The 23,044-nt window shown below is 69.2% G+C and carries 20 protein-coding genes and 2 pseudogenes; 15 read left to right on the top strand and 7 right to left on the bottom strand.

Translation table 11 applies throughout. From position 1 onward, the window contains the following. Window positions 1–18 precede the first annotated feature (18 nt). From purE to D7I44_RS12525, 3 genes are read right to left on the bottom strand one after another with little or no spacing between them, the layout of a single operon-like run. Window positions 19–525 carry a 5-(carboxyamino)imidazole ribonucleotide mutase gene (gene purE / locus D7I44_RS12535; protein ID WP_245979592.1) on the bottom strand — a complete coding sequence of 169 codons (507 nt, stop codon included), beginning with the start codon at window positions 523–525 and terminating at the stop codon, window positions 19–21. A 10-nt stretch (window positions 526–535) separates the two neighbouring features. Then, window positions 536–1,264, bottom strand: coding sequence for a glycosyltransferase family 2 protein (locus D7I44_RS12530; RefSeq protein WP_120789800.1), 729 nt, complete (start codon window positions 1,262–1,264; stop codon window positions 536–538). Further along, window positions 1,261–2,226: a UDP-glucuronic acid decarboxylase family protein gene (locus tag D7I44_RS12525; protein WP_120789799.1), complete on the bottom strand. Its 966-nt coding sequence runs from the start codon at window positions 2,224–2,226 to the stop codon at window positions 1,261–1,263. Before D7I44_RS12525 ends, D7I44_RS12530 begins: the two co-directional genes overlap by 4 nt. A gap of 173 nt (window positions 2,227–2,399) precedes the next feature. On the opposite strand from D7I44_RS12525, the gene D7I44_RS12520 reads away from it, so the two are divergent. Further along, on the top strand, window positions 2,400–4,631 hold the full coding sequence (locus D7I44_RS12520; protein ID WP_162940259.1) for a cell wall-binding repeat-containing protein: 2,232 nt from the start codon (window positions 2,400–2,402) through the stop codon (window positions 4,629–4,631). Window positions 4,632–4,653: 22 nt separating this feature from the next. On the opposite strand, the gene D7I44_RS12515 is transcribed toward D7I44_RS12520, so the two are convergent. Then, a complete protein-coding gene (locus D7I44_RS12515; RefSeq protein ID WP_120789797.1) occupies window positions 4,654–5,820 on the bottom strand; it encodes a 5-(carboxyamino)imidazole ribonucleotide synthase in 1,167 nt (388 codons plus the stop codon). Between the two features lie 109 nt (window positions 5,821–5,929). On the opposite strand from D7I44_RS12515, the gene D7I44_RS12510 reads away from it, so the two are divergent. Next, window positions 5,930–6,508, top strand: coding sequence for a GtrA family protein (locus D7I44_RS12510; RefSeq protein WP_162940258.1), 579 nt, complete (start codon window positions 5,930–5,932; stop codon window positions 6,506–6,508). Here the strand turns inward: D7I44_RS12510 and D7I44_RS12505 are convergent. Beyond that, window positions 6,505–7,080: a PH domain-containing protein gene (locus tag D7I44_RS12505; RefSeq protein WP_120789796.1), complete on the bottom strand. Its 576-nt coding sequence runs from the start codon at window positions 7,078–7,080 to the stop codon at window positions 6,505–6,507. The genes D7I44_RS12510 and D7I44_RS12505 overlap by 4 nt on opposite strands. A 6-nt stretch (window positions 7,081–7,086) precedes the next feature. Further along, on the bottom strand, window positions 7,087–7,881 hold the full coding sequence (locus D7I44_RS12500) for a biotin--[acetyl-CoA-carboxylase] ligase (RefSeq protein ID WP_245979590.1): 795 nt from the start codon (window positions 7,879–7,881) through the stop codon (window positions 7,087–7,089). Window positions 7,882–7,912: 31 nt separating this feature from the next. Between D7I44_RS12500 and D7I44_RS12495 the strand changes: the two genes are divergently transcribed. The 13 genes and pseudogenes from D7I44_RS12495 to D7I44_RS12435 all read left to right on the top strand — a co-directional run bounded on the left by D7I44_RS12495 (window position 7,913) and on the right by D7I44_RS12435 (window position 22,355). Further along, window positions 7,913–9,538: an acyl-CoA carboxylase subunit beta gene (locus tag D7I44_RS12495; RefSeq protein ID WP_120789794.1), complete on the top strand. Its 1,626-nt coding sequence runs from the start codon at window positions 7,913–7,915 to the stop codon at window positions 9,536–9,538. Then, complete coding sequence (locus D7I44_RS12490) at window positions 9,535–9,771, top strand: acyl-CoA carboxylase epsilon subunit (RefSeq protein ID WP_120789793.1); 237 nt, start codon at window positions 9,535–9,537, stop codon at window positions 9,769–9,771. Before D7I44_RS12495 ends, D7I44_RS12490 begins: the two co-directional genes overlap by 4 nt. Then, window positions 9,756–11,051: a hypothetical protein gene (locus D7I44_RS12485; RefSeq protein ID WP_120789792.1), complete on the top strand. Its 1,296-nt coding sequence runs from the start codon at window positions 9,756–9,758 to the stop codon at window positions 11,049–11,051. Before D7I44_RS12490 ends, D7I44_RS12485 begins: the two co-directional genes overlap by 16 nt. 150 nt (window positions 11,052–11,201) lie before the next feature. Further along, window positions 11,202–11,487: pseudogene (locus D7I44_RS18760) on the top strand (TRAM domain-containing protein); the annotation flags it as partial. A gap of 99 nt (window positions 11,488–11,586) precedes the next feature. Further along, a pseudogene (locus D7I44_RS12475) lies at window positions 11,587–11,787 on the top strand (carboxyl transferase domain-containing protein); the annotation flags it as partial. Further along, a complete protein-coding gene (locus tag D7I44_RS12470) occupies window positions 11,784–12,020 on the top strand; it encodes an acyl-CoA carboxylase epsilon subunit (protein ID WP_120790942.1) in 237 nt (78 codons plus the stop codon). The pseudogene D7I44_RS12475 and the gene D7I44_RS12470, both read left to right, overlap by 4 nt. 227 nt (window positions 12,021–12,247) lie before the next feature. Further along, window positions 12,248–15,259: a cell wall-binding repeat-containing protein gene (locus D7I44_RS12465; protein ID WP_120789791.1), complete on the top strand. Its 3,012-nt coding sequence runs from the start codon at window positions 12,248–12,250 to the stop codon at window positions 15,257–15,259. 169 nt (window positions 15,260–15,428) lie between these two features. Continuing rightward, complete coding sequence (locus D7I44_RS12460; RefSeq protein WP_120789790.1) at window positions 15,429–16,721, top strand: class I SAM-dependent RNA methyltransferase; 1,293 nt, start codon at window positions 15,429–15,431, stop codon at window positions 16,719–16,721. Window positions 16,722–16,742: 21 nt separating this feature from the next. Beyond that, the gene (locus tag D7I44_RS12455; protein ID WP_120789789.1) at window positions 16,743–17,405 is read left to right on the top strand and encodes a response regulator transcription factor; all 663 of its coding nucleotides are present in this window, start codon (window positions 16,743–16,745) and stop codon (window positions 17,403–17,405) included. Continuing rightward, on the top strand, window positions 17,392–18,606 hold the full coding sequence (locus D7I44_RS12450; RefSeq protein ID WP_120789788.1) for a sensor histidine kinase: 1,215 nt from the start codon (window positions 17,392–17,394) through the stop codon (window positions 18,604–18,606). Before D7I44_RS12455 ends, D7I44_RS12450 begins: the two co-directional genes overlap by 14 nt. After that, window positions 18,603–19,592, top strand: coding sequence for a hypothetical protein (locus D7I44_RS12445; protein WP_120789787.1), 990 nt, complete (start codon window positions 18,603–18,605; stop codon window positions 19,590–19,592). The genes D7I44_RS12450 and D7I44_RS12445 overlap by 4 nt, the downstream gene beginning before the upstream one ends. 242 nt (window positions 19,593–19,834) lie before the next feature. Then, a complete protein-coding gene (locus D7I44_RS12440; RefSeq protein ID WP_181445566.1) occupies window positions 19,835–20,485 on the top strand; it encodes a Maf family protein in 651 nt (216 codons plus the stop codon). A gap of 97 nt (window positions 20,486–20,582) precedes the next feature. Beyond that, on the top strand, window positions 20,583–22,355 hold the full coding sequence (locus tag D7I44_RS12435; protein ID WP_120790941.1) for an acetyl/propionyl/methylcrotonyl-CoA carboxylase subunit alpha: 1,773 nt from the start codon (window positions 20,583–20,585) through the stop codon (window positions 22,353–22,355). Window positions 22,356–22,376: 21 nt separating this feature from the next. Here the strand turns inward: D7I44_RS12435 and D7I44_RS12430 are convergent, their stop codons facing one another. Then, window positions 22,377–22,964, bottom strand: a complete 588-nt coding sequence (locus D7I44_RS12430; protein ID WP_120789785.1) for a TetR/AcrR family transcriptional regulator — start codon at window positions 22,962–22,964, stop codon at window positions 22,377–22,379. Window positions 22,965–23,044 lie beyond the last annotated feature (80 nt).

The raw sequence follows: 23,044 nt of genomic DNA, 5'->3' as shown, positions 1-23,044 counted from the left end.
GTGCGTCGCGAGCCACGTTCACAGACCGGCGATCAGCGCCTGGTTCTTCTGCTCGACGAGAGCCTCGAGCTCCTGCGCGTACGCGGCGACCTGTGCGGAGAGCTCCGCGTTACCCGACGCGAGGATGCGCGCAGCGAACAGGCCCGCGTTGGACGCACCGTTGATCGCCATCGTCGCGACCGGGATGCCCGCGGGCATCTGCACGATCGACAGCAGCGAGTCGAGTCCCTCGAGGCGCGCAAGCTGAACGGGCACCCCCACGACCGGCAAGGTCGTGACGGAAGCCACCATGCCGGGCAGGTGGGCAGCGCCACCTGCGCCCGCGATGATGACGCGGATACCTCGACCGGCCGCCGCCTTCCCGAAGGCGATCATCTTGTCCGGCGTGCGGTGAGCCGAGACGACCTCGACCTCATAACCGATGCCGAATCGGTCGAGCGAATCCGCCGCGGACTTCATCGTCGGCCAGTCGCTGTCGGAGCCCATAATGATCGCGACCTCGGCCGCGCCCTGCATCAGTGGCATGTCGGTCATGCTAACCAGCGGTGGCGATCTCGGGGTGCCTACGGCGAGAGCCTTCCTTGACACGCAGCTTCGTGAGGATCCAGAGCGCCTCGAAGCCGTCCTTCGCAGTGATCTTCTTGCCCTCCTCGCGAGTGCGCGCCTTGTACGAGATCGGCACCTCGTACGGGCGGTAGCCGCGCGAGAGCAGTTTCGCCGTGACCTCGGCCTCCATACCGAAGCCCTTCTCCTTGATGTCGAGCGAGCGGTACAGCTCGAGCGGCATCAGCTTGAAGCACGTCTCGACGTCCGATACGTAGGAGTTGAACAGGATGTTGGTGAAGGTGTTCACACCCTTGTTACCGATCACGTACCAGTACGAGAACGACGTGTGGCTCGAGAACGCCCGGGTTCCGTAGACCAGGTCAGCCTCACCCGACAGCACGGGCTCGAGCAGCAGCGGGATCTCCTGCGGGCGGTACTCCTCGTCGGCATCGCAGATGATCATGTACTCGCCGGTCGCGAGCTCCGCCGCCTTGCGGATCGCCGCGCCCTTGCCCTGGTTGAACGGCTGGTGGAACACGAGGGCGCGGGAGTCCGTGATCGCGTCGAGGATGCCGGGCGTGCTGTCCTTGCTGCCGTCGTCGACGATCACGTACTCGACCTCGACGCCATCGGGCCACCCGATCGCGAACAGATTGTCGAGCACCTTCCGCAGCGTCGCCTGCTCGTTGTACACGGGCATCAGCACGGACAGCTTCATTCGGGTCTCCTGGAGTCGTGGGCGCTTCTCGAGTGGGTCCTGAACCACTCGACGGTCTCTGCCAGCCCCGTCTCGGAGTCGACCTCGGGCTCCCAGTCGAGCAATTCGCGAGCGAGGCTGATGTCGGGGCGACGGCGCTCGGGGTCGTCGACGGGGCGAGGCTGGTACGAGATCTCCGACGTGCTGCCGGCGAGCTTCACGATCACCTCTGCGATCTCGCGCACCGTCTGCTCACGCGGGTTGCCGATGTTGATCGGGCCGGGCTGGTCAGAGTCGGCGAGGGCGAGCACGCCGCGCACGAGATCGCCGACGTAAGTCAGCGAGCGCGTCTGTGTGCCGTCACCGTGCAGCGGGATGGGATCGTTCTTCAGCGCGGCCGCGGCGAACGCCGGGATCATGCGACCGTCGCCGAGCGCCATGCGCGGGCCGTAGGTGTTGAAGATGCGCACGATGCCGGTGTTCACGCGGTGGCTGCGGCGGAACGCGGCAGTCAGCGCCTCCGCGTACCGCTTCGCCTCGTCGTAGACGCTGCGCGGGCCGTTCGGGTTCACGTTGCCCCAGTAGCTCTCGGGCTGCGGGTGCACTGCGGGATCTCCGTAGACCTCACTGGTCGAGGCGAGGATGAACCGCGCGTTATCGCGCTCGGCGACGCGCAGCAGCGCCTCGGTCGCGATCGAGCCCGCGTGCAGGGTCTCGATCGGATACTTCATGTACCAGGGCGGGGATGCCGGCGACGCGAAGTGCAGCACGAGGTCGAAGTGCCCCTCGACCGACAGCGCGTCGGCTGCGTCGTGGTGCAGAAGGATGAAGTTCGGTTCGTCGACGAGATGGTCGACATTCGTCCGACCGCCGGTGAGCAGAGTGTCGATTGCGACGACCTCGTAGCCTCGACGAAGAAGCTCGTCGCAGAGATGCGAACCAACGAAACCTGCACCACCGGCAACAAGTGCGCGCTGGGGCATTGAGCGGAGTGGCCTTTCCTCGCGCGCCTCGCGCGCGGTCGCCAGCGAGGTTATCACGCGACTTCCCGGCCGGCTCGCCGACCCTCTGGGCGCCGACCCTCTAAACGGGGTAGTGCACTGCCCGCCCCCTACCGGCTTTCATGTGGTCTACACCGGCAGCTAGACGGGGGACTATGAACACGCATCCGCGCCTCGCACGTGCACCACGACTGCGGCGCGCTCTCGGACTCGCCGCAGCGACCGCGCTCGCCGTGGCCGGCCTCTCTGTCGGCGTCTCACAGGCCGCCCTCGCAGGGACGGGCCCGTACACAGTGCGGTCGACGTTCGAGGGCGTGGGCGACCACGCTTCTCCTGCCGTCGGGAGCGACTTCGACTACTACACCGGCGAGCTATGGGTAGCCGGCTACGGCGCCGGCACGGTGACGGTGGTCGATCCGAGCACGGGTGTCATGCCTCACGTCATTCGAGTCGGCACGCAGTACGCCAATCAGGGACCGCTCGACATCGCCCTCGATCAGAGCGACGGGCTCGCGTTCGCTACCCGCCCCACGATGAACGACGTCGCCGTCATGGACGACGCCGACTACACGCTGCTGGGGTATATCCCGGTCGGCGCCGGACCCTCAGGAATCGCAGTCGACAGCTACACCAACCTGGTCTTCGTCACCAACAGCAGCGACAACACCGTCTCGATCATCGACGAGGCAAGCGGTGACGTGAACACAGTGAGCGTGGGCACCGATCCCATCGCTGTCGCGGTGGACGGAACCACCGGCACTGCAGTCGTCTCCAATGCGGGAAGTGGATCGATCTCCGTCATCGACGAAAAGTCGCTCTCGGTCACGGGAACCATCCCCGTACCCGTCGGCTCGAGCTCGCTGCGCGCCCTTGCCGTCGACGAGGCCCGCGGTGTGGTGTTCGCTGCCGACAACGCCGACAAGGTGTACTCCTTCGACGAGGCGTCGGGCCGCCTGACTGCAATGGTTCCCTTCCTCGGTACCGGCGGCAGCGCCACGCCGGGTCTCTCAGTGGACCCCGCGACCGGGGAGGCATTCCTTTCCGCAGGCGAGCTGCGGCCGATCGACCCCGGAACGTACACTGAACACGCCGCGGTGAACTGCGCCGGGCCGATCGGCGCTTCCTCGCATCCCCTCGAAGCGAGCGGCCCCAGCATCGACCCCTACAACAACATCGTGTACTGCGTGAATCAAGCCGCCACGACCATCACCGCTATCCAGGAGCCGATCTCGTTGAGCGTCTCCGGGCCGAGCGTCGGCGACGCCGGCACCGTCGGGCAGCAGTTCCTGGCGCAGTTCACCGCACGCGGGCCCGCGCCGGTCTCCTTTGTCATCACGGACGGAGCGGTGCCACCCGGCGTGACACTGGACTCGCAGAGCGGCGTGCTCACGGGCGTTCCCACGAGCAGCGGCAACTACGAATGGGCAATCACCGCAACCGACGCGGGCTCCGACGCCGTGACCCAGTGGTTCGGCTGGACGGTGCTGCCGCAGGTCAACCGGGTCTACGGCGACGACCGCTTCGCGACCTCGTCCGCCATCGCCGGACAGCTGGGCGGCGCCAAGGGCGGCACAGTCTTCATCGCATCCGGCATGAACTACCCCGACGGGCTGTCAGCCGGCCCCGCGGCTGCCGCGAATCACGCACCCGTGCTCCTCACCGCGCCGAGCGTGCTCCCGGACTCTGTTGCTACGCAGGTGTCTCAACTCGCGCCGTCGAAGATTGTCGTGATCGGCGGGACCACCGCGATCCAGCCCGGCGTCGTCGGTCAGCTACAGACGCTGGCGCCCTCCGCGACCATCACGCGTGTCGCCGGCGACGACCGCTTCGCGACCTCCATCGCCGTCGTAAACGAAGGCTTCACCTCAGCGGACACCGTCTATGTGGCATCCGGCTTGAACTTCCCCGACGCCCTCGCCGCCGGCGGCGTGGCAGGAGCGCACGGCGACCCGATCATCCTCGTCAACGGCGGAGCGAGCACGCTCGACCCCTCGGTCGCCGACGAGCTCGCCGCGCTCGGCACCACCCACATCGACGTCATTGGCGGCACGGCCTCGATCTCCGCCGCTCTCGCCGCCGCGCTCGGAAGCTACGGCACCGTAACGCGACTCGCCGGCGCCGACCGCTTCGCGACCGCAGAGGCCGTCAACATGGATGGGTACACCTCAGCCTCGACAGTGCTGCTCGCCTCGGCCGCCAACTTCCCCGATGCGCTCTCGGCGTCATCCTGGGCAGGCCAGATCGGCGCGCCGCTGTTCCTCAGCCAGGGCTCCTGCGTCCCCGACGACACACTGACAGACATCCTCGACCTGCACCCGTCCAAACTGACGGTCATCGGCGGCAGCGCAGCACTCACCGAATCCGTCGCAGAACTCACACCCTGCTGACCAGCGGTTGCCTGCGCCGCGGTCAGTCCTCGAAGAAGGCGGCGGCTGCCCTGGCATCCGCCAGAACATCGTCGAGCCGCGCGCCCGAGACCGTGACGTGCCCGACCTTGCGGCCGGGGCGCGACTCCTTGGCATAGCTGTGCAGCTTCGCGGCGGGGAACTCCCCGGCAACGGCGGGGTAGCGGTCCTGCATGAACTGCCCGACCGGGCCGCCGAGCACATTGATCATGACCGACCATGCGTCGCGCGGGCGCGTCGAGCCGAGTGGCAGGTCCAGCACGGCACGCAAGTGCTGCTCGAACTGGCTCGTGACGGCTCCGTCGATCGACCAATGGCCGCTGTTGTGCGGGCGCATCGCGAGCTCATTGACGAGCACGCGTCCGTCGCGCGTCTCGAACAGCTCGACGGCGAGCATTCCGGTGACGCCGACGCCCTCGGCGACGCGCACGGCGATGTCGCGGGCGACCTCCGCGACGGTTGACGCCGACCCGTCGAGGCCGGTTGCGGCATCGGTGGCGGTCGGCGCCGGCGCGATCACCTCGGCGCACACGCCGCCCTTCTGCACGGTCTCGACCACGGGATATGCGGCGATCTCGCCCGACGGCCGTCGGGCCACCTGCTGCGCGAGCTCGCGGACGAAGTCGACGAGCTCCTCGACGATCAGCGAGCCGCCGCGGCCATCTTCGGCGAGCACGGTGAACCAGTCATCCGCCGCGTTCTTGTCGTCGACGACGCGCACACCCTTGCCGTCGTAGCCGCCGCGCGCGGTCTTCACGACCGCTCGGCCGCCGTGGGCGTCGAGGAAGGCGCCGAGTTCGTCGGCGTTCGAGATTGCGGCCCAGTCGGGCGACGGCAGGCCGAGCTCGGTGATCTTGTGGCGCATCAACAGCTTGTCCTGCGCGTACAGCAGCGCGTCGGGGCCCGGATGCACGGGCACACCAGCCTCGACGAGGGCATGCAGCACGTGCTGCGGGACGTGCTCGTGATCGAAGGTGATGACGTCGACCGTCTTCGCGAAAGAGAGCACCGTGTCGAGGTCGTGGTAGTCGCCGACGCCCGTCGCAGCGAGTTCGGCCGACATCCCCGGTGCCTCTTCGAGCACCTTGATGATGACGCCCAACGAAACGGCGGGCGGGATCATCATGCGGGCGAGCTGGCCGCCGCCGATAACTCCGACAGTGCTCTTCATGGATCCAGCGTATCGGCGCCGCCCTCACGGATTGCCCGGCTCGGCGCGACTAACATGTGACCGTCTCGCGTCAGTTCACGCGATATCGGCACAGATCGGAAACCTCCTCGTGAAGAACCTCATCGTCGCGCTGTACGACCGGTTCATCCGCGACGCGCTGAAGTTCCTCGTCGTCGGGGGTGCGGGCTTCGTCATCGACGCAGGAGTGTTCAACCTGATGCGCGTCGGCGCGACCGGCCACGGCCACTTCTTCCAGGGCCCGATCGGCGCGAAGATCGTCTCCGTGGCGGTCGCGACCATCGTGACCTGGGTGGGCAATCGCTATTGGACATTCCGTGAGCACCGGCGCCAGAACTATCTGCTCGAGTTTGTCGAGTTCACGGCCATCTCGCTCGCCGGGCTCGGGCTCAACCTCCTCTGTCTCTGGGTCTCGCACTACCTGCTGGGCTTCACATCGCTACTCGCCGACAACATCTCGGGAACGTTGATCGGAACCGTCCTCGCGATGGTGTTCCGCTTCGTGCTGTACCGCTACTGGGTATACGGCCACTACCGGAAGGATGGCTTGACCGCGGTCAAGGATCGCGAGGCCCGCGCAGCGACCGCCGCGATCTACGAGTCCGAGTCGGATGCCTCACATGACCGCTTCGCGACCGGTTCGCTCCCCGTGGTCGGCGACGCTGACTAGCGCCCCGTCCACACCGTCGTCTGCCGCGTGATCGTCGGCGACTGCATCACCTGACGCTGCGCCGCCTGCAGGCTCGCCGCGTTCTCCATCAGGTCGTGCAGCGCCACCTGCACGGTCCGTGCACGCGGGATGTCTCGCAGCACCAGCACCGTCTCCCCCGCGACGGTGATCCGCAGGTTCCCCGACCCGAACATCGCCTGCAGCGGCCCACGGCCCAGCTCCACCTCGTAACCGCGCGTGTGCAGCAGCTCCTGCCGCCGCCGCGTGAAGAACCCGCGCCGCACGACGATGCGGCGCGTCGTGATGATGAAGCGCCGCGACAGCCACGAGAAGTAAGGCAGCAGGAACAGCAGCAGCACGAGCAGCGCGGCGGCGATCAGCACCGCGAAGCGCGCCCAGCTCGCCTCGAACCGCTCGGCGAAATACCCGTAGCCGCCGCACACGAGAACCAGCGCGACGGCGGGCCAGAACAGCGCGCGCGCATGCGGGCGCAACCGTGCCACGACCCGCTCAGGCGGGCCTGCGACGGCCTCGGGGGCCGCCGCCGAGCGCGGGGCTACCGGTCGGGCCATGTGCAATTAATACCGCAGGTGGGTCACGTCTCCGGCCGCCACCGCCGCGGGTCCGGCATCCGTTATCACCATGAGACGTCCGCCCTCGTCGAGTCCGGTCGCCTTCGCCACCTGGATCGTGCCATCGGGCAGCTCGATGCGCACCTCGCGCCCGACGGTCGCGCACTCGCGCTCGATGAGCGAGCGGATGCCTGAGCCATCCGCGTCCCCCCCGGAGTTCGCCAGCTCGTACATGAGCACCCGCAGCTCATCGAGGTAGGCGGCCACGATCGCATCGGCGTCCGGCTCCGCCACCCCCGCGAGGCGCAGCGACGTCGCCGTCGGGGCGGGAAGCTCGTCGGCGCCGATGGTGAGGTTGAGGCCAGAGCCGACGACGACGGCCGAGGCGTCCGGCAGCAGCTCAGCCAGGATGCCGCACACCTTCTTGCCTGAGATCAGCACGTCGTTCGGCCATTTGAGCTCGACGCCCGCGGCGCCTGCCGCGGTGATGGCCCGCTTCATCGCGACGCCTGCAAGGAGCGGCAGCCAGCCGAACGCGCCCACCGGAAGGCTGCCGGGCAGCTCGTCCGGGCGCAGCAGCACCGAGATCGCGAGGCTGCTGCCGGGCGGAGCGCTCCACTGCCGGCCGAGCCGGCCGCGACCGGCCGTCTGCTCGTCGGTCAGCAGCACAGAAAGATGCGGCCATTCCGCCGGCGAAGCAGATGCCTGCTCGATCAGCTCGCGGTTGGTCGACCCCGCACGCTCCACAACAACGAGCCGGGACGCGACGGACCGGGTGCGCGGCAGATCAGGAAGACTCACGCCCACATTCTTGTAGGAAACCGTCAACGGTATGCGGCCAACCCTCGCAGGTAGGGTGAAACGCGTGACCGAAGACGCCCCCGATCTCGCGACCACCGCCGGCCGCATCGCCGACCTCAAGGCCCGCTACCACCAGGCCGTGACGGTGAAGGAGGAAGGCAGCGCCGAGAAGCAGCACTCCAAGGGCCGGCTGACCGCCCGCGAGCGCATCCTGGGCCTGCTCGACCCCGGCACCTTCGTCGAGTTCGACGAGTTCGTGCGGCATCGCTCGACGGGCTTCGGCCTCGAGGCCAAGCGCCCGCTGGGTGACGCGGTCATCACGGGCGTCGGCGCGGTGGGCGGCCGTCAGGTCGCGGTCTTCAGCCAGGACTTCACGACCTTCGGCGGCTCGCTCGGCGAGGTCGCCGGCGAGAAGATCATCAAGATCATGGACCACGCCCTCAAGACGGGCGTGCCGTTCATCGGCATCCTCGACTCGGGCGGCGCCCGCATCCAGGAGGGCGTCGTCGCCCTCGGCAAGTACGCCGAGATCTTCCGCCGCAACACGGCTGCCTCCGGCGTCATCCCGCAGATCTCCATCGTCGTCGGACCGGCGGCCGGCGGCGCGGTGTACTCCCCCGCCCTCACCGACTTCGTGATCATGGTCGACAAGACGAGCCACATGTTCGTCACCGGCCCCGACGTCATCAAGACCGTCACCGGCGAGGACGTCGGCTTCGAGGAGCTCGGCGGCGCGCTCACCCACAACAAGCTCTCGGGCGTCAGCCACTACCTCGCGACCGACGAGGCCGACGCGCTCGACTATGCGCGCACCCTGCTCGGCTACCTGCCCGACAACAACCTGACGGACGCGCCGGTCTACGACATCACACCAGAGCTCGAGATCACGGATGCCGACCGCGAGCTCAACACGCTGATCCCCGACTCCCCCAACCAGCCGTACGACGTGAACCGCGTCATCGAGCACATCGTCGACGACGGCGAGTTCCTCGAGGTGCAGCCGCTGTTCGCTCCGAACATCGTGATCGGCTTCGGCCGTGTCGAGGGCCGCTCCGTCGGCATCATCGCGAACCAGCCGAACGCGATGGCCGGCACGCTGAACATCGACGCCGGCGAGAAGGCCGCGCGATTCGTGCGCTTCTGCGACTCGTTCTCGATCCCGATCGTCACCCTCGTCGACGTTCCCGGCTACCTTCCGGGCACCGACCAGGAGTGGACCGGCGTCATCCGCCGCGGCGCCAAACTGCTCTACGCGTATGCGGAGGCCACGGTTCCACTCGTCACGATCATCACGCGCAAGGCATACGGCGGCGCGTACATCGTGATGGGCTCGAAGCAGCTCGGCGCCGACATCAACCTCGCCTGGCCGACGGCCGAGATCGCGGTCATGGGCGGCCAGGGAGCGGTCAACATCCTGTACCGCTCGCAGATCTCGGATGCCCGCGAGCGCGGCGAAGACGTGCAGGCCCTTCGGCAGAAGCTCGCAAGCGACTACGCCTACGAGGTCGCCTCGCCGTACCTCGCCGCCGAGCGCGGCGCGCTCGACTCGGTCATCGAGCCGGCCGCGACCCGCACGTCGATCATCAAGGCGCTGCGCTCGCTGCGCAGCAAGCGCGCGTCGCTGCCGCCGAAGAAGCACGGGAACATCCCGCTGTGACTCCGAGGCATCGCGCCGCAGAGCCCGAGCAGGCCCCAGTGGACCTGCGCTTCGTCACCCACGGCCTCAGCCCTGAAGAGGTCGCGGCCGCGACGGCCGTGCTCACGGCCGCGCTGCAGCAGCAGGCGGCCGACGCTCGTGTGGCCCCCGAGCGCCCGTCGGCCTGGTCGCGCTCGACCCGCGGCCTGCGCCGCCCGCTGCGCGGCGACTGGCGGTCGTGGCAGCAGCCGTGAGCGGCGTGCGACGGCGGCCGTGGAACGCGGTGCTCGCCGCCGCGCTGTTCATCGTCATCACGGTGCTCGCCTGGCTGCGCATCCCTGCTCGCGACCGCGGCGTGATGTGGGCGGAGGACGGCCGGAATTTCTTCTCCGATCAGAACATCCACGGACTTCGGCAGGTCCTGTTCGCGCCATATGAGGGCTATCTGCAGTTCGCCCCGCGGCTGATCGCGGCATTCGCCGATCACGCCGCGCCCATCAGCGGGGCCGCTGAAATCATGACGGGTGCATCCTGCGTGGTCGCCGGCCTCGTAGGCGCCCTCATCTTCCTGCTCGCCGCCGACGTCGTGCCGTGGCGACCGGCACGCGCGCTCATCGCCGCCCTTCCGGTCCTCATCGCGTGCGCGCCCGTCGAAGTACTGGGGACGGCCGCGAACGTGCACTCCGTCGTGATGTGCGGCGTCCCATGGCTCCTTCTCTACTCCCCCCGCACGCGCTGGTCGGCGATCGTGCTCGCGGCGATCGCCTGCGCCGCGGCGCTGACCGAGCCTCAGGTGGCGCTGCTGCTGCCCCTGCTGCTGTGGCGCTGGCGCGAGCGCCTGAGGTGGATCGTGCGCGGCGGCCTTGTCGTCGGGCTGCTCGCCCAGTTGCCTGCCTTCCTCACCACGCCCCGCGACGAGTACAAGCACGTCGCCTTCAGCTTCCGCTCGAACGCGCTCGGTTTCCTCGACAGCGCCGTGCTCGGAGCGACGTTCTCCAACGCGCACACCTCGGGCGAGGTCATGGTGTCGGCGCTCTGGCTGCCGGTCGCAGCGCTCGCGGCGGCATTCGGCGCGGCGGCGGCCGTCATCGCGCTCGGCACCGCCGACCAGCGGGTCGCAGCGATCGTCCTGGTCGCCGCCGCTCTGGCCGTGTGGCTGGTCAGCTACAACTTCAACCCGGCGTCGTCACTGCTGCGGTACGACCAGTTCTCGGCCGCGACGTGGCGCGCCGGCGGTCTCACGCTCCGGTACGGCTACGTGCCCGGCGTGATGCTGCTGTCAACGTTCCCCCTGCTTGCCGCAGTGCTCCGGCAACGCAGGCAGCTCGCCGCCCCCATCGCCCTCACGCTGATCTGCCTCGTGGTCGTCGCCACCCAGTTCGTTCCGGCTCGCACGCAGCGCACCGACGGCGCGCTATGGAGCGAGCGGTCCGCCGCGGCGCTCCGCAGCTGTGAAAGCTCGGGGGCCGGGGTCGTCCCTGTCCAGCAGGCGCCGAGCTGGTGGACCGCGAAAATCAGCTGCGACAGCCGCTAGGGCGGTCCTCCAGCAGGGGCATGGGACGACGATTGACGGATGCCTGCCCGCAAGCCGCCCCGTCGCCCCCAGCGCCCCGCCGCAGCCATCGACCCTGCCGTCGGCACGGAGGTCGAGCTCGAGGTGACCGGCGTCGCCCACGGCGGCGTGATGGTCGCGCGGCACGAGGGCCGCGTCGTCTTCGTCGCCGACGCGATCCCGGATGAGCGCGTGCACGCCCGGGTCACCGACGCGAAGAAGTCGTTCTGGCGCGCCGACACGCTCGAGGTGCTCGCGGCGAGCCCGCACCGGCAGACGCACGTGTGGGCCGAGGCATCCGTCGACCGCGACCCCGAGGGCCGCGCCGGCGGCGCCGAGTTCGGCCACATCGCGCTCGCGCACCAGCGCGAGCTGAAGCGCCAGGTCGCGGCCGACGCGCTCGCGCGCTTCGCCCGCATCGAGGCCGACGAGCTTGAGGTGCAGTCGCTTCCCGGCGACGACGAGACGAACGGCACCGGCTGGCGCACCCGCGTGCGGCTGCAGGTCGCCGCCGACAGACGTTCAGGCCCTTCGGCAGAAGCTCGCAAGCGACTACGCCTACGAGGTCGCCTCGCCGTACCTCGCCGCCGAGCGCGGCGCGCTCGACTCGGTCATCGAGCCGGCCGCGACCCGCACCGCGATCATCAAGGCGCTGCGCTCGCTGCGCAGCAAGCGCGCGTCGCTGCCGCCGAAGAAGCACGGGAACATCCCGCTGTGACTCCGAGGCATCGCGCCGCAGAGCCCGAGCAGGCCCCCGTCGACCTGCGCTTCGTCACCCACGGCCTCAGCCCCGAAGAGGTCGCGGCCGCGACGGCCGTGCTCACGGCCGCGCTGCAGCAGCAGGCGACCGACGCTCGTGTGGCCCCCGAGCGCCCGTCGGCCTGGTCGCGCTCGACCCGCGGCCTGCGCCGCCCGCTGCGCGGCGACTGGCGGTCGTGGCAGCAGCCGTGAGCGGCGTGCGACGGCGGCCGTGCACCCCGATCGTCACAGGGCCCGGTCTCGCGTGCATTCGCGCGATCGTGCGACGGCGGAGCCGCGGCACCCGGACTGGGGCCGCTCGTAGCCCGTGCCGCCCTATACGGTCGGAGCGAGATACGTCCGCGCCGACGAAGGGCGACAATGAGGCCACCCACTCCGACGGGCGCTCAGAACAAGACCAGAGATCGCACGTGCCGGTTATGTCGGCTCTGGCAGGATCGTCGGTGAAAGTCCGCCTCGAAGGCGGGCCGGTGCTGTTGTGCGCACTCCTTCTCGTAACAGCGGCAATGCTTGCCACCCCGGAAACATCCGCATCAGCGGCGCCCCCTGCTTCCTCGATAGCCGTGTCGAGGGTCTCCGGCGCCGATCGATACGCGACAGCGGTGGCACTCGCGCAGGCTGGTTACCCTCACGGCGCGCCCATCGTCTTCCTCGCGAATGGGACGGAATTCCCTGACGCGCTCAGTGCTGGTCCTGCAGCCGCCAAAACCGGTGGCCCTCTGCTCCTCATCCCGGGATCCGGGATGCCGTCAGCCGTGGCCGCTGAGCTGCAATCCCTGAACCCCGCGAAGGTCGAACTGGTCGGCGGAACCGCCGTCATCCCGTCAGCCGTCGAATCCGAAGTGCAGGCACTCCTTCCGTCGGCCGCAGTCGATCGCCTCGCAGGGGCGGATCGCTACGGGACGTCGCAGGCTATCAATACGGTTTTTTCGAAGATTTCGACCACGTACCTCACCAGCGGACTGAATTACCCCGACGCCCTCTCCGCGGGTGCGAACGCGGCGGCCGAGGGCGCCCCGATCATGCTGGTAAACGGCGCTCTTGATAGCCTCGACCAGGGAACCCGGGATGAGCTACTAGCCAGTGGCGTGCAGAATATTGTCATCGCAGGCGGCACGTCAGCGGTGTCTGCGGGGATCCAGGCAGAACTCGTCGCTTTGAACGGCTCGCCCACCGTGACCCGACTCGGAGGCGCCGACCGCTACTCCACCTCTCAACTTATCGCGAAGCGGGACGTCGGCGCCGCAACGCACGCGTTCCTCGTCTCGGGCGAGGAGTTTCCGGATGGGCTCACGACATCCGCAATCGCTGGCGCCGAGCATGCTCCGCTCTTCACGGTCGAACCCGGGTGCGTGCCGAATCAGACATATCAGGAGCTTCTCGACCTCGGGGTGACGTCAGTCACCCTCGTCGGAGGAACGGCGGTCCTCTCGCCCGACGTTGCAAGCCTCCACACCTGTCAGCCCTTCAAGGCCGCACCCAAGCTCTCGATCGTGGCCGGCACGCAAGTGTTCCCGCATTCTGGGTCAGCACTTGAGAGCAGCCTCGATGAGCCCACCGCCGTCGCCGAAGACGCCGCAGGAAACATCTTCATTGCGGACACCGGCAATCACGTCGTCGAAAAGGTGACCCCGTCCGGAACGATGTCCGTTTTCGCCGGCGACGGCTTCTCAGGTACTCCGACTCCCGGTTCCGCGACGTTCAGCGATCTGGAAAATCCGACAGGTCTGGCCACGGACTCAGCTGGGAATCTCTACATCGCCGACGAAGACTACATAGAGAAAGTGACGCCCACAGGATCACTCTCGGTGCTCGCCGGCGATGGCATCTCGGGGGCACCAACCGCAGGCCTCGCTAATCAGAGCGACCTCCAAGGGGTCGAGAAGATCGCTCTCGACAGCGATGGCGACGTCTATGCAAGTGGTAGCTCAAACATCGAGAAGATCACGGCCGCCGGTGCGCTGTCGATCGTGCTGAACCAAGGAACGAGCGCCCTCGCCGTCGACCCTTCCGGCAACCTCTACTTCTGCGACAGCGAAGACGACTACATAAAGAGGCTCGCTCCCGACGGGGCGATCTCGATCTTCGCTGGAAACTTCTCCCGCGCCTACCCGACGCCGGGTCCGGCGACGAGCAGCAGTATCGGCGATCCGACCGACCTGTCCACAGACTCGGCCGGGGACTTATACATCGCCGATTCCTATGGGAGCGACGTCGCTGAGGTAACCCCCGACGGGACGCTCTCGATCACGGCCGATCTCTATCAGTTGGGGGTGTCCATCCCGCCAAGCGCACCGATCGGCAACTCGTTGGGCTCGGCCGTCGACCCCGCGGGCGACCTCCTCATTGCGGAGTCTGCCGATGACGAGGTGCAAGAACTCCCCGCAAATGGGGCTCTGCACACCATCGCAGGCAACCGATATTCAAACGTTCAGACCCCGGGGGCTGCACTCGCCACTTCGCTGGGGGAGCCTTCGGACGTCGCGGTCGATTCATCGGGAAATCTCTATGTTGCCGACGCCAAGAACGAAGTCATCGACAAGATCAGCCCCTCGGGGCAGCTCTCAGTGGTCGCGGGGAATGGAAACGGCGGCTCGCCGACGCCCGGGCCTGCGACAGCCAGCGATCTGGGGTGGCCGCGAAGCCTCGCGGTGGATTCATCGGGAAACATCTACGTCGCTGACATCGGCAACAGTGTCATCGAGAAGATCACTCCGGCCGGCGAACTCTCCATCGTGGCGGGTCGAGGCACCGCCGGTGTGCCGTTCCCCGGAGAGCCGGCAGTTGACAGCAACCTGTCACCCAATGGGATCGCTGTCGATCCGTCGGGCAATCTCTTCATCTCAGACAGTGCCGACGGCATCGTCATGAAAGTCAGCCGAGCGACGGGGATCCTCACAATTGTGGCGGGCTACCTCGACTCGTACGGGGGCGTTCACGGGCAGCCCACGCCCGGCCCGGCAACCAGCACGGCCCTTGAGTTTCCGACCGGCGTCGGGACGGACGGCGCCGGCAACGTGTTCATCGCCGACGCGCACTACGTCGTCAAAGTGACCCCCTCGGGAGTCCTCTCGATCGTCGCCGGGAACGGTATTCAGGGCGAACCGTCAGTCGGCCCTGCCCTGCAGAGCAGCCTCCAATTCCCGTCGGCAGTGGCAGTGGATCCGAACGGCGACGTGTACATCTCCGACGTGGACCACGTCGAGGAGGTGACACCCTCTGGCTCGTTGTCGGTCGCGGCCGGGAACGGCAACTCCTCCGCCCCGACGCCGGGAAGCGCGTCTGCCAGCGGGTTGTTGCCGCTGTTCTCCGACCAGCCCCTGTTCGAAGATGCCATCACCTATGGGCTCCAACTCGGCGGCATAGCCAGTGACTCGAACGGGAATGTCTACCTAGCTACCGGTTACGACATCGCAAAGTTGAGCAGATAGCCACGTGGCGACGCCGCTTCGGACTGTTCCTACCAAAGAGATTCCGTTGTCGACCACGGACGCGGCCACGCAGCACTGATTCGCGCACCGGCGGCTGGAACGCCTGCCATCGCGCTTCCGCAACGACGGTCTGGCGCATTCCCTCATTCGGGGATGCGACGATTGACGGATGCCTGCCCGCAAGCCGCCCCGTCGCCCCCCGCGCCCCGCCGCAGCCATCGACCCTGCCGTCGGTACGGAGGTCGAGCTCGAGGTGACCGGCGTCGCCCACGGCGGCGTGACGGTCGCGCGGCACGAGGGCCGCGTCGTCTTCGTCGCCGACGCGATCCCGGGTGAGCGCGTGCACGCCCGGGTCACCGACGCGAAGAAGTCGTTCTGGCGCGCCGACACCCTCGAGGTGCTCGAGGCGAGCCCGCACCGGCAGGCGCACGTCTGGGCCGAGGCATCCATCGACCGAGACCCAGAGGGCCGCGCCGGCGGGGCCGAGTTCGGCCACATCGCGCTCGCGCACCAGCGCGAGCTGAAGCGCCAGGTCGCGACCGACGCGCTCGCGCGCTTCGCCCGCATCGACGCCGGCGAGCTCGAGGTGCAGGCGCTGCCCGGTGACGACGAGACGAACGGAACCGGCTGGCGTACCCGCGTGCGGCTGCAGGTCGGCCCGGACGGCATCGTCGGCCCGTACGCGGCGCGCTCGCACACCGTGATCCCGGTGCGCTCACTGCCGCTGGCAACCGCGGCGATCGCCGAGATCGCTCCCCTCGCGACGCGGTTCAGCGATGCGGCATCCGTCGATCTCATCGCCCCGTCGAACGGCCGCGCGCTCACCGTCGTCACGACCCGCGACGGCAGCACCCCGCCCCTGAAGCCCATCGTCGAGGCAGTCGGCGACCGCCGGTTCGAGCTCGACGCGCTCGGCTTCTGGCAGGTGCACCGCGAGGCGGCACGCGCCCTGACCGCGGCAGTGCAGCGAGCGATCGACGCCGACGCGTTCGACCCGCGCGCCGCCAACCTCGACCTCTACGGCGGCGTCGGGCTGCTCGCCGCGGCGGTCGGCGACCGCTTCGGTCAGGCGACCCGCATCACGAGCGTCGAGTCGTACGAGCCGGCGACCGACTTCGCAGCCCGCAACCTCTCCGACTGGGTGGGCGCGCGCGCCATCACTGCCCGCGTCGAGCGCTTCGTGAGGAACCTCGCCGACGATGCCACCGCGGTCGAGCGCGGCCGCCAGCGCGCCGCAACGATCGTGCTCGATCCGCCGCGCGCGGGCGCCGGGAAGGCCGTCATCGACGAGCTCGTGCGCACCGAACCGGCACAGCTCGTCTACGTCGCGTGCGACCCTGTCGCATTCGCGCGGGACGCCGCGCTGCTCGGCGAGGCCGGCTACGGCATCCGCTCGCTCGAGGCCTTCGACCTGTTCCCCAACACCCACCACCTCGAGCTGGTCGCCCGGCTCACCAGATAGGCCCGCCACTAGGCTTCTGTCATGGTGACTGTCGCGATCGTCGACGACCACGAGTCGGTGCGCCTCGGCCTGCGTGCCGCCTGCGGCGACGCGGGCTTCACGGTGACCGGCGAGGCGGCGACCGTCGACGCTCTGGTGCCTCTGCTCGCCGACGCGCCGACCGACATGGTCGTGCTCGACCTCTCGCTCGGCGACGGGTCGACGGTCACAGACAATGTGAAGAGGCTGCAGGATGCCGGCAGCGCCGTGCTCGTGCACTCGATCGCCGACCGGGTGCAGGCCGTGCGCGAGGCTCTCGCGGCGGGTGCGGCCGGGGTCATCCCGAAGTCGGCCCCCACGGGGACCGTGATCGACGCGATCCGCACCGTCGCCGAGGGCGGCGTGCTCAACAACCTCGAGTGGGCGAGCGCGATCGACGCCGACAACGACTTCGCACGCGCGAAGCTCGGCCAGCGCGAGCGCGACGTGCTGCACCTGTACGCGTCGGGATTGCCGCTGAAGGCGGTCGCCTCCGAGCTCGGCATCGCGCACTCGACGGCGCGCGAGTACCTCGACCGCATCCGCGTCAAATACGTCGAGGTCGGCCGGCCGGCGCCCACGAAGGTCGATCTGCTGCGCCGCGCCGTCGAAGACGGCATCCTGCCGGGGCTCGCCCCCGACGCACCGGGCGATGAGCAGCGCTGAGCCGCTTCCCAGCGCGCTGCCGCCTGCGCCGCGCTACCCGCTGACGCAGGCGCGCATCGAGACGATGGTCTCGCGTGCGATCGTGCTGTTCGGCCTCGTGTTCGGCGTGCTCGTGATCCCCACTCTGATCACCCAGCAGGGCGAACTGCCGCAGCCGCTCGGCTGGCTGCAGGCGGCTGCCCTGTGCGTCTGCCTGCTGTGGGCGGTCGTCGGCGCGGTGTCGCAGCGCGGCGTCGGCGCCGCGACCACGGTGTTCGCGATCGTCTATCTCATCGTCGTCGCCCTGTGGCCGATCACCGTCGCCGGCTCGAAGGTCGACGGCACGCCCTGGCTGTGGACGCTGTGCACCGTCGCATCCGCCTATGCAGCCGTGCGATTGCGCGCCTGGATGGCCGCCGTCTACGTCGTGCTCGCCCCCGCCCTGTTCGGCATCGTGCTCATCGGGGTCTCCGACGGGCGCGAGTGGGACATCGCCGTGCTCGACGCGATCTACGCGGCGATCGTCGGAGCGGTCATCCTCACCATCGCCTCGCTGCTGCGCAATGCCGCCGCCGCCGTCGACACTGCGCAGCGCGCGGCACTCGACGGCTACGAGCGCGGCGTGCGCGAGCACCTCGGCGAGGCCGAACGCGTCGAGGTCGACGCCCTCGTGCATGACAGCGTCCTCACCACCCTGCTCGCGGCGGCGAGCGCCCGCACCCCCGAGACGAAGCAGCTCGCGGCACGCATGGCCGAAGACGCGCTGGGTCACCTGTCATCGACGAAGCCGGTGCCGACGTCACTGCCCGAGCAGTTGACGGACGCCTGGGCGCTGGTCGCCGGCATCCGCAGCGCCGCCGCGTCCATCGCCCATCGACCTCGCTTCCTCACGGACGGGCCGCTCGCTGCGCGGCTGCCCGAGAGCGTCGCCGAGGCGCTCACCGCCGCGACGGTGCAGGCGATGATGAACAGCTCGCAGCACGCGGGCGGGGCCGACGTCGCGCGGTCGGTGACGTTCTCCGGCATCGGCGCCGGCGACACGGCCGGCGTGCGCATCGAGATCGTCGACGATGGCGTCGGCTTCGATGTCGCGCGGGTGGCTCCGCGACGGCTGGGGCTCGCGAACTCGATCGTCCAGCGCGTCGAGATGGCCGGCGGTGTCGCGCGCGTCGACTCCGCGCCCGGCGTCGGCACGGCCATCACTCTGAGCTGGCCGTCATGATCGCCCTCTCGCGCGTCGCCATCATCTCGCTGGCCGTGCTGTTCTCGGTCTATCACGTCGTGCTCGGTCTCTCCGCGCTCGGCATCCCGCTGTCGCCGTGGCCGACCGTGGCCTCGCTCGTGGCGTTCGCCGCCGCGATCACGCTCAGCCTGCTGCGGCCGCGCACACGCGTGCTGCGCGTCTGGATCGCGGCCTTCGACCTCGCGGTCTCGATCGCGATCCCGCTCGCCGTCACCTCGCAGCTCGCCCCCGACGCGAACAACGGCTACGCGACCTGGTACGTCGCGGCGGTCGGCACGCTGCTCACGATCGTGATGGTGCGCGGGCGCGACGTGTGGGCATGGGTCGGCATCGGATTCCTGGCGCTGTACACGATCTGGTGGGCGGGCCTGGACGCGTTGGGCGATCTCGGCGTGGTCGGCTCGGTCGTCTGGGTCGTCGCCGCGAACGTCGTGATGTACGCCGTCACCAAGACCGCAGAGGACGCCGAGCGGTTCGCCGAGGTGGAGCGCAAGGCCTCAGAGTGGCGCGCCGCGTACGACGCGCACGTCGTCGAGCGCCAGCACCGGCTCGAGCACACCTACACGATGGCGGAGCCCCTGCTCACCGAGATCGTGCGATCCGGCGGCGAGCTCAGCGACGCGCAGCGCTCGGAATGCCTGCTCCTCGAGGCGACGATGCGCGATGAGATCCGCGGGCGAGGGCTGCTCAACGACGAGGTGCGCAGCGTGGTGACGGCCGCCAGGCGGCGGGGCGCCGCGGTCAGCCTGCTCGACGAGGGCGGCCTCGACGAGCTCGACGCGGCGCGGCGCGAGAGCGTGCTGACTCGGCTCGCCGACGCGCTCGACGGCGCCGACGCCGACACGCTGATCGTGCGAACGGTGCCGCGCGCAGAGGATGTCGCCGTGACGGTCGTCGGGCTGAAGGCCGCGGAGGACGGCGATGACGAGAGCGACGTGACGCTCTGGCTCGAGATCAAAGGGTGAACCACCAGGCTTGCGGTGGGGGCGGGAACCCACCCCCACCGGAAGCCTCGAGTCAAGACGATGACCCGAACATCGCCCCGACTCCCCCAATGGCACTCGCCCTGCATACCCTTTTCGGCGAGTGATTGGACAGCCTCTGCTGAAGAGAGTCACTGTGTTGTACCAATGGTCGCGCTAGACCTGCGTATAGAACAGTCGGCTCTTATGAGGACACGATGCGCGGCACCCCATAGGGTGTGGCCATGCGCCTCTACCTCGCGTCGACGTCGCCCGCCCGGCTCTGGCTGCTGCGCAACGCGGGCATCGAGCCGGTCGTCGCACCGTCGCACGTGGACGAGCCGGCGGCCGTCGCCGCAGCCGAGTCAGAGCACGGCGCACTCGCGGCAGGCCACATGGTGCAGTTGCTCGCGCGGGCGAAAGCCGAGGCGGTGGTCGGCACCGAGATCGACGGTGCGCCCATCGACGGCATCGTCGTCGGCTGCGACAGCGCCTTCGAGCTCGGCGACACGATCTTCGGCAAGCCCCACAGGGCCGACATCGCGACGCAGCGGTGGCGCGGCCAGCGCGGCCGCACCGGGGTGCTGCACTCCGGCCACTGGGTCATCGACCACCGCGGGGGCGAGGTTCGAGCTGCGGTCGGCGCTGTGGCGCAGGCATCCGTCTCATTCGTCCCGGATATGACGGATGCCGAGATCGACGCGTACGTCGCAAGCGGCGAGCCGCTGCAGGTCGCCGGCGCGTTCACGATCGACAGCCTCGGCGGCGCGTTCATCGAGCGCATCGACGGCGACCCGTCGACCGTCGTCGGCATGTCGCTTCCGACGCTGCGCAGGCTGATCCGCTCGCTCGGCGTCGAGTGGACGGCACTCTGGAATCTGGGCGACCGGGTCTGAGCGCCGGTCACACGGCTGGGTGTTGCGACAAAGCCTTTCGGAGAGTTTTGTCGATGCCAGCCAAATGCGGCCCCGTGAGGCTTCGTAGGCTGGGGTGGTGCCCCGTATCTCCAAAGTCCTGATCGCCAACCGTGGCGAGATCGCCGTTCGAGTCATCCGCGCAGCACGGGACAGCGGGATCGGGTCGGTCGCGGTCTACGCCGACCAGGACAGGGACGCGATGCACGCCCGCCTCGCCGACGAGGCCTACGCGCTCGGCGGCACGACGAGCGCCGAGACCTACCTCGTGATCGACAAGCTGCTGTCGGTCGCGCGCCGCTCGGGCGCCGACGCCGTGCACCCCGGCTACGGCTTCCTCGCCGAGAACGCCGACTTCGCCCGCGCCGTGATCGACGCCGGGCTCGTCTGGATCGGCCCGAGCCCCGAGGCGATCGAGCGCCTGGGCGACAAGGTGAGCGCCCGCCACGTGGCAGAGATCGCCGGGGCGCCGATGGCGCCCGGCACCCTGAACCCGGTGGCGGATGCCTCGGAGGTCGTCGCCTTCGCCGACGAGCACGGCCTGCCCGTCGCCATCAAGGCTGCCTTCGGCGGGGGCGGTCGCGGTCTCAAGGTGGCGCGCACCCGCGAGGAGATCCCCGAGCTGTTCGACTCGGCGACCCGCGAAGCGGTCGCGGCGTTCGGCCGCGGCGAGTGCTTCGTCGAGAAATACCTCGACAAGCCGCGTCACGTCGAGACCCAGTGCCTCGCCGACGCGCACGGCAACGTTGTCGTCGTCTCGACGCGCGACTGCTCGCTGCAGCGCCGTCACCAGAAGCTCGTGGAGGAAGCGCCCGCGCCGTTCCTCACCGACTCGCAGCGCGACGAGCTGTACCGCGCGTCGAAGGCGATCCTGAAAGAGGTCGGCTACCTCGGCGCAGGCACCTGCGAGTTCCTGATCGGCCAGGACGGCACGGTCAGCTTCCTCGAGGTGAACACGCGCCTGCAGGTCGAGCACCCCGTCTCCGAAGAGGTCACGGGCATCGACCTCGTGCGCGAGCAGTTCCGCCTCGCCGAGGGCGGCGTGCTCGACTACCCTGACCCGGAGCCCCGCGCGCACTCCTTCGAGTTCCGCATCAACGGCGAGGACGCGGGCCGCAACTTCATGCCGGCGCCTGGCCCCGTGCACGTGTTCAAGGCAGCGTCGGGGCCCGGCGTGCGCGTCGACTCGGGCGTGCAGGCCGGCGATGAGATCTCGGGCGCGTTCGACTCGCTGCTCGCGAAGCTGATCGTCACCGGCGCGACCCGCGAGGAGGCGCTCGAGCGCTCGCGCCGCGCCCTCGACGAGTTCGAGGTGGCCGGCCTGCCGACCGTGCTGCCGTTCCACCGCGCGATCGTGCGCGACCCCGCGTTCGCCCCGGCCGGCGGCGAGCCGTTCAGCATCTACACGCGCTGGATCGAGACGGAGTGGTCGGGGGGTGTCACACCGTGGAGCGGTGCGGCGGATGCTGCGCCGCACACCCCCGAGGAGCGACACAGCATCGTGCTCGAGGTCGAGGGGAAGCGCGTCGAGGTCACGCTGCCGTCGAAGCTGCTGCTCTCCCCCGGCGCCCACGCCGCGCGGCCCGCGCCGAAGCGCGCCTCGGGCGGGCGCGCCGCCGCCGGCACGCCCGCGGCCTCCGGCAACGCGATCACGGCGCCCATGCAGGCGACCGTCGTGAAGATCGCGGTCGATGAAGGTGCCGAGGTCGTCAAGGGCGACCTCGTCGTCGTGCTCGAGGCGATGAAGATGGAGCAGCCGCTCGTCGCCCACAAGGACGGCCGCATCGAGGGCATCAACGCGACGGTCGGCGCGACGGTCTCGAGCGGCACCCGCCTGCTGAGCATCGTCTGAGCACCCTGCCGCGGGCCGAGGTCAGTCAGCGAGAGCGAACCGGGTCAGCTGCACGCTGATCCGGTGGGCCATCGCCTCGACCGAGTCACGGCCGGTGAGCGGCGTGCCGAGCCAGTTGCTCAGCAGCCAGACGATGCCGCCGGACAGGATCACGACGCTGTCGCGAATCTCCTCGGAATCGGGGTCGGCGACCGCCTGCAGCGGCGACCGCTCCAGGATGCGGCGCGCGACCAGGTCCACGGCCGCGTTGACCGCGGCACCCGTGCGCGGCCCGTGCAGCACCCGGCGATAGAAGTCCCGATGCGCGGCAAGGTGCTCGAGCAGCTCGTGGACGACCGGCTCGACGCGCGCGAGCCAATCGCCGACCGACGGCGGGACCGGCTCATGGCGCTCGAACTCCTCGTCGAGCCGTGTCACGGCGGCGGCACGAGCGAGTTCGGCGAGGTCGCCGAAGTGCTGGTAGAACGTGGGCCGCGTGACCCCGGCCGCCGCGACCACCTGAGTGATCGACAGCTCTTCGAGGTCGTACGCGTCGAGCAGCTCGGTGCCCGCTGCGACCAGCGCGCGCTTCGAGCGCGCCGCGCGTGGATCATCGCCTGCGGCATCCATGCGCTCATCCTTTCAAACCTTCAAATTGACAGTCGTAAACTAAGCTCGCATACTAATTTACATCTGTAAAGCTGAGTGAG

It is taken from the genome of Gryllotalpicola protaetiae (genome assembly GCF_003627055.1).
GTDB classification, from domain to species: Bacteria; Actinomycetota; Actinomycetes; order Actinomycetales; family Microbacteriaceae; genus Gryllotalpicola; species Gryllotalpicola protaetiae.
The sequence above is the reverse complement of the archived record's forward strand: the minus strand, read 5'-3'. Positions and strand labels throughout refer to the sequence as shown.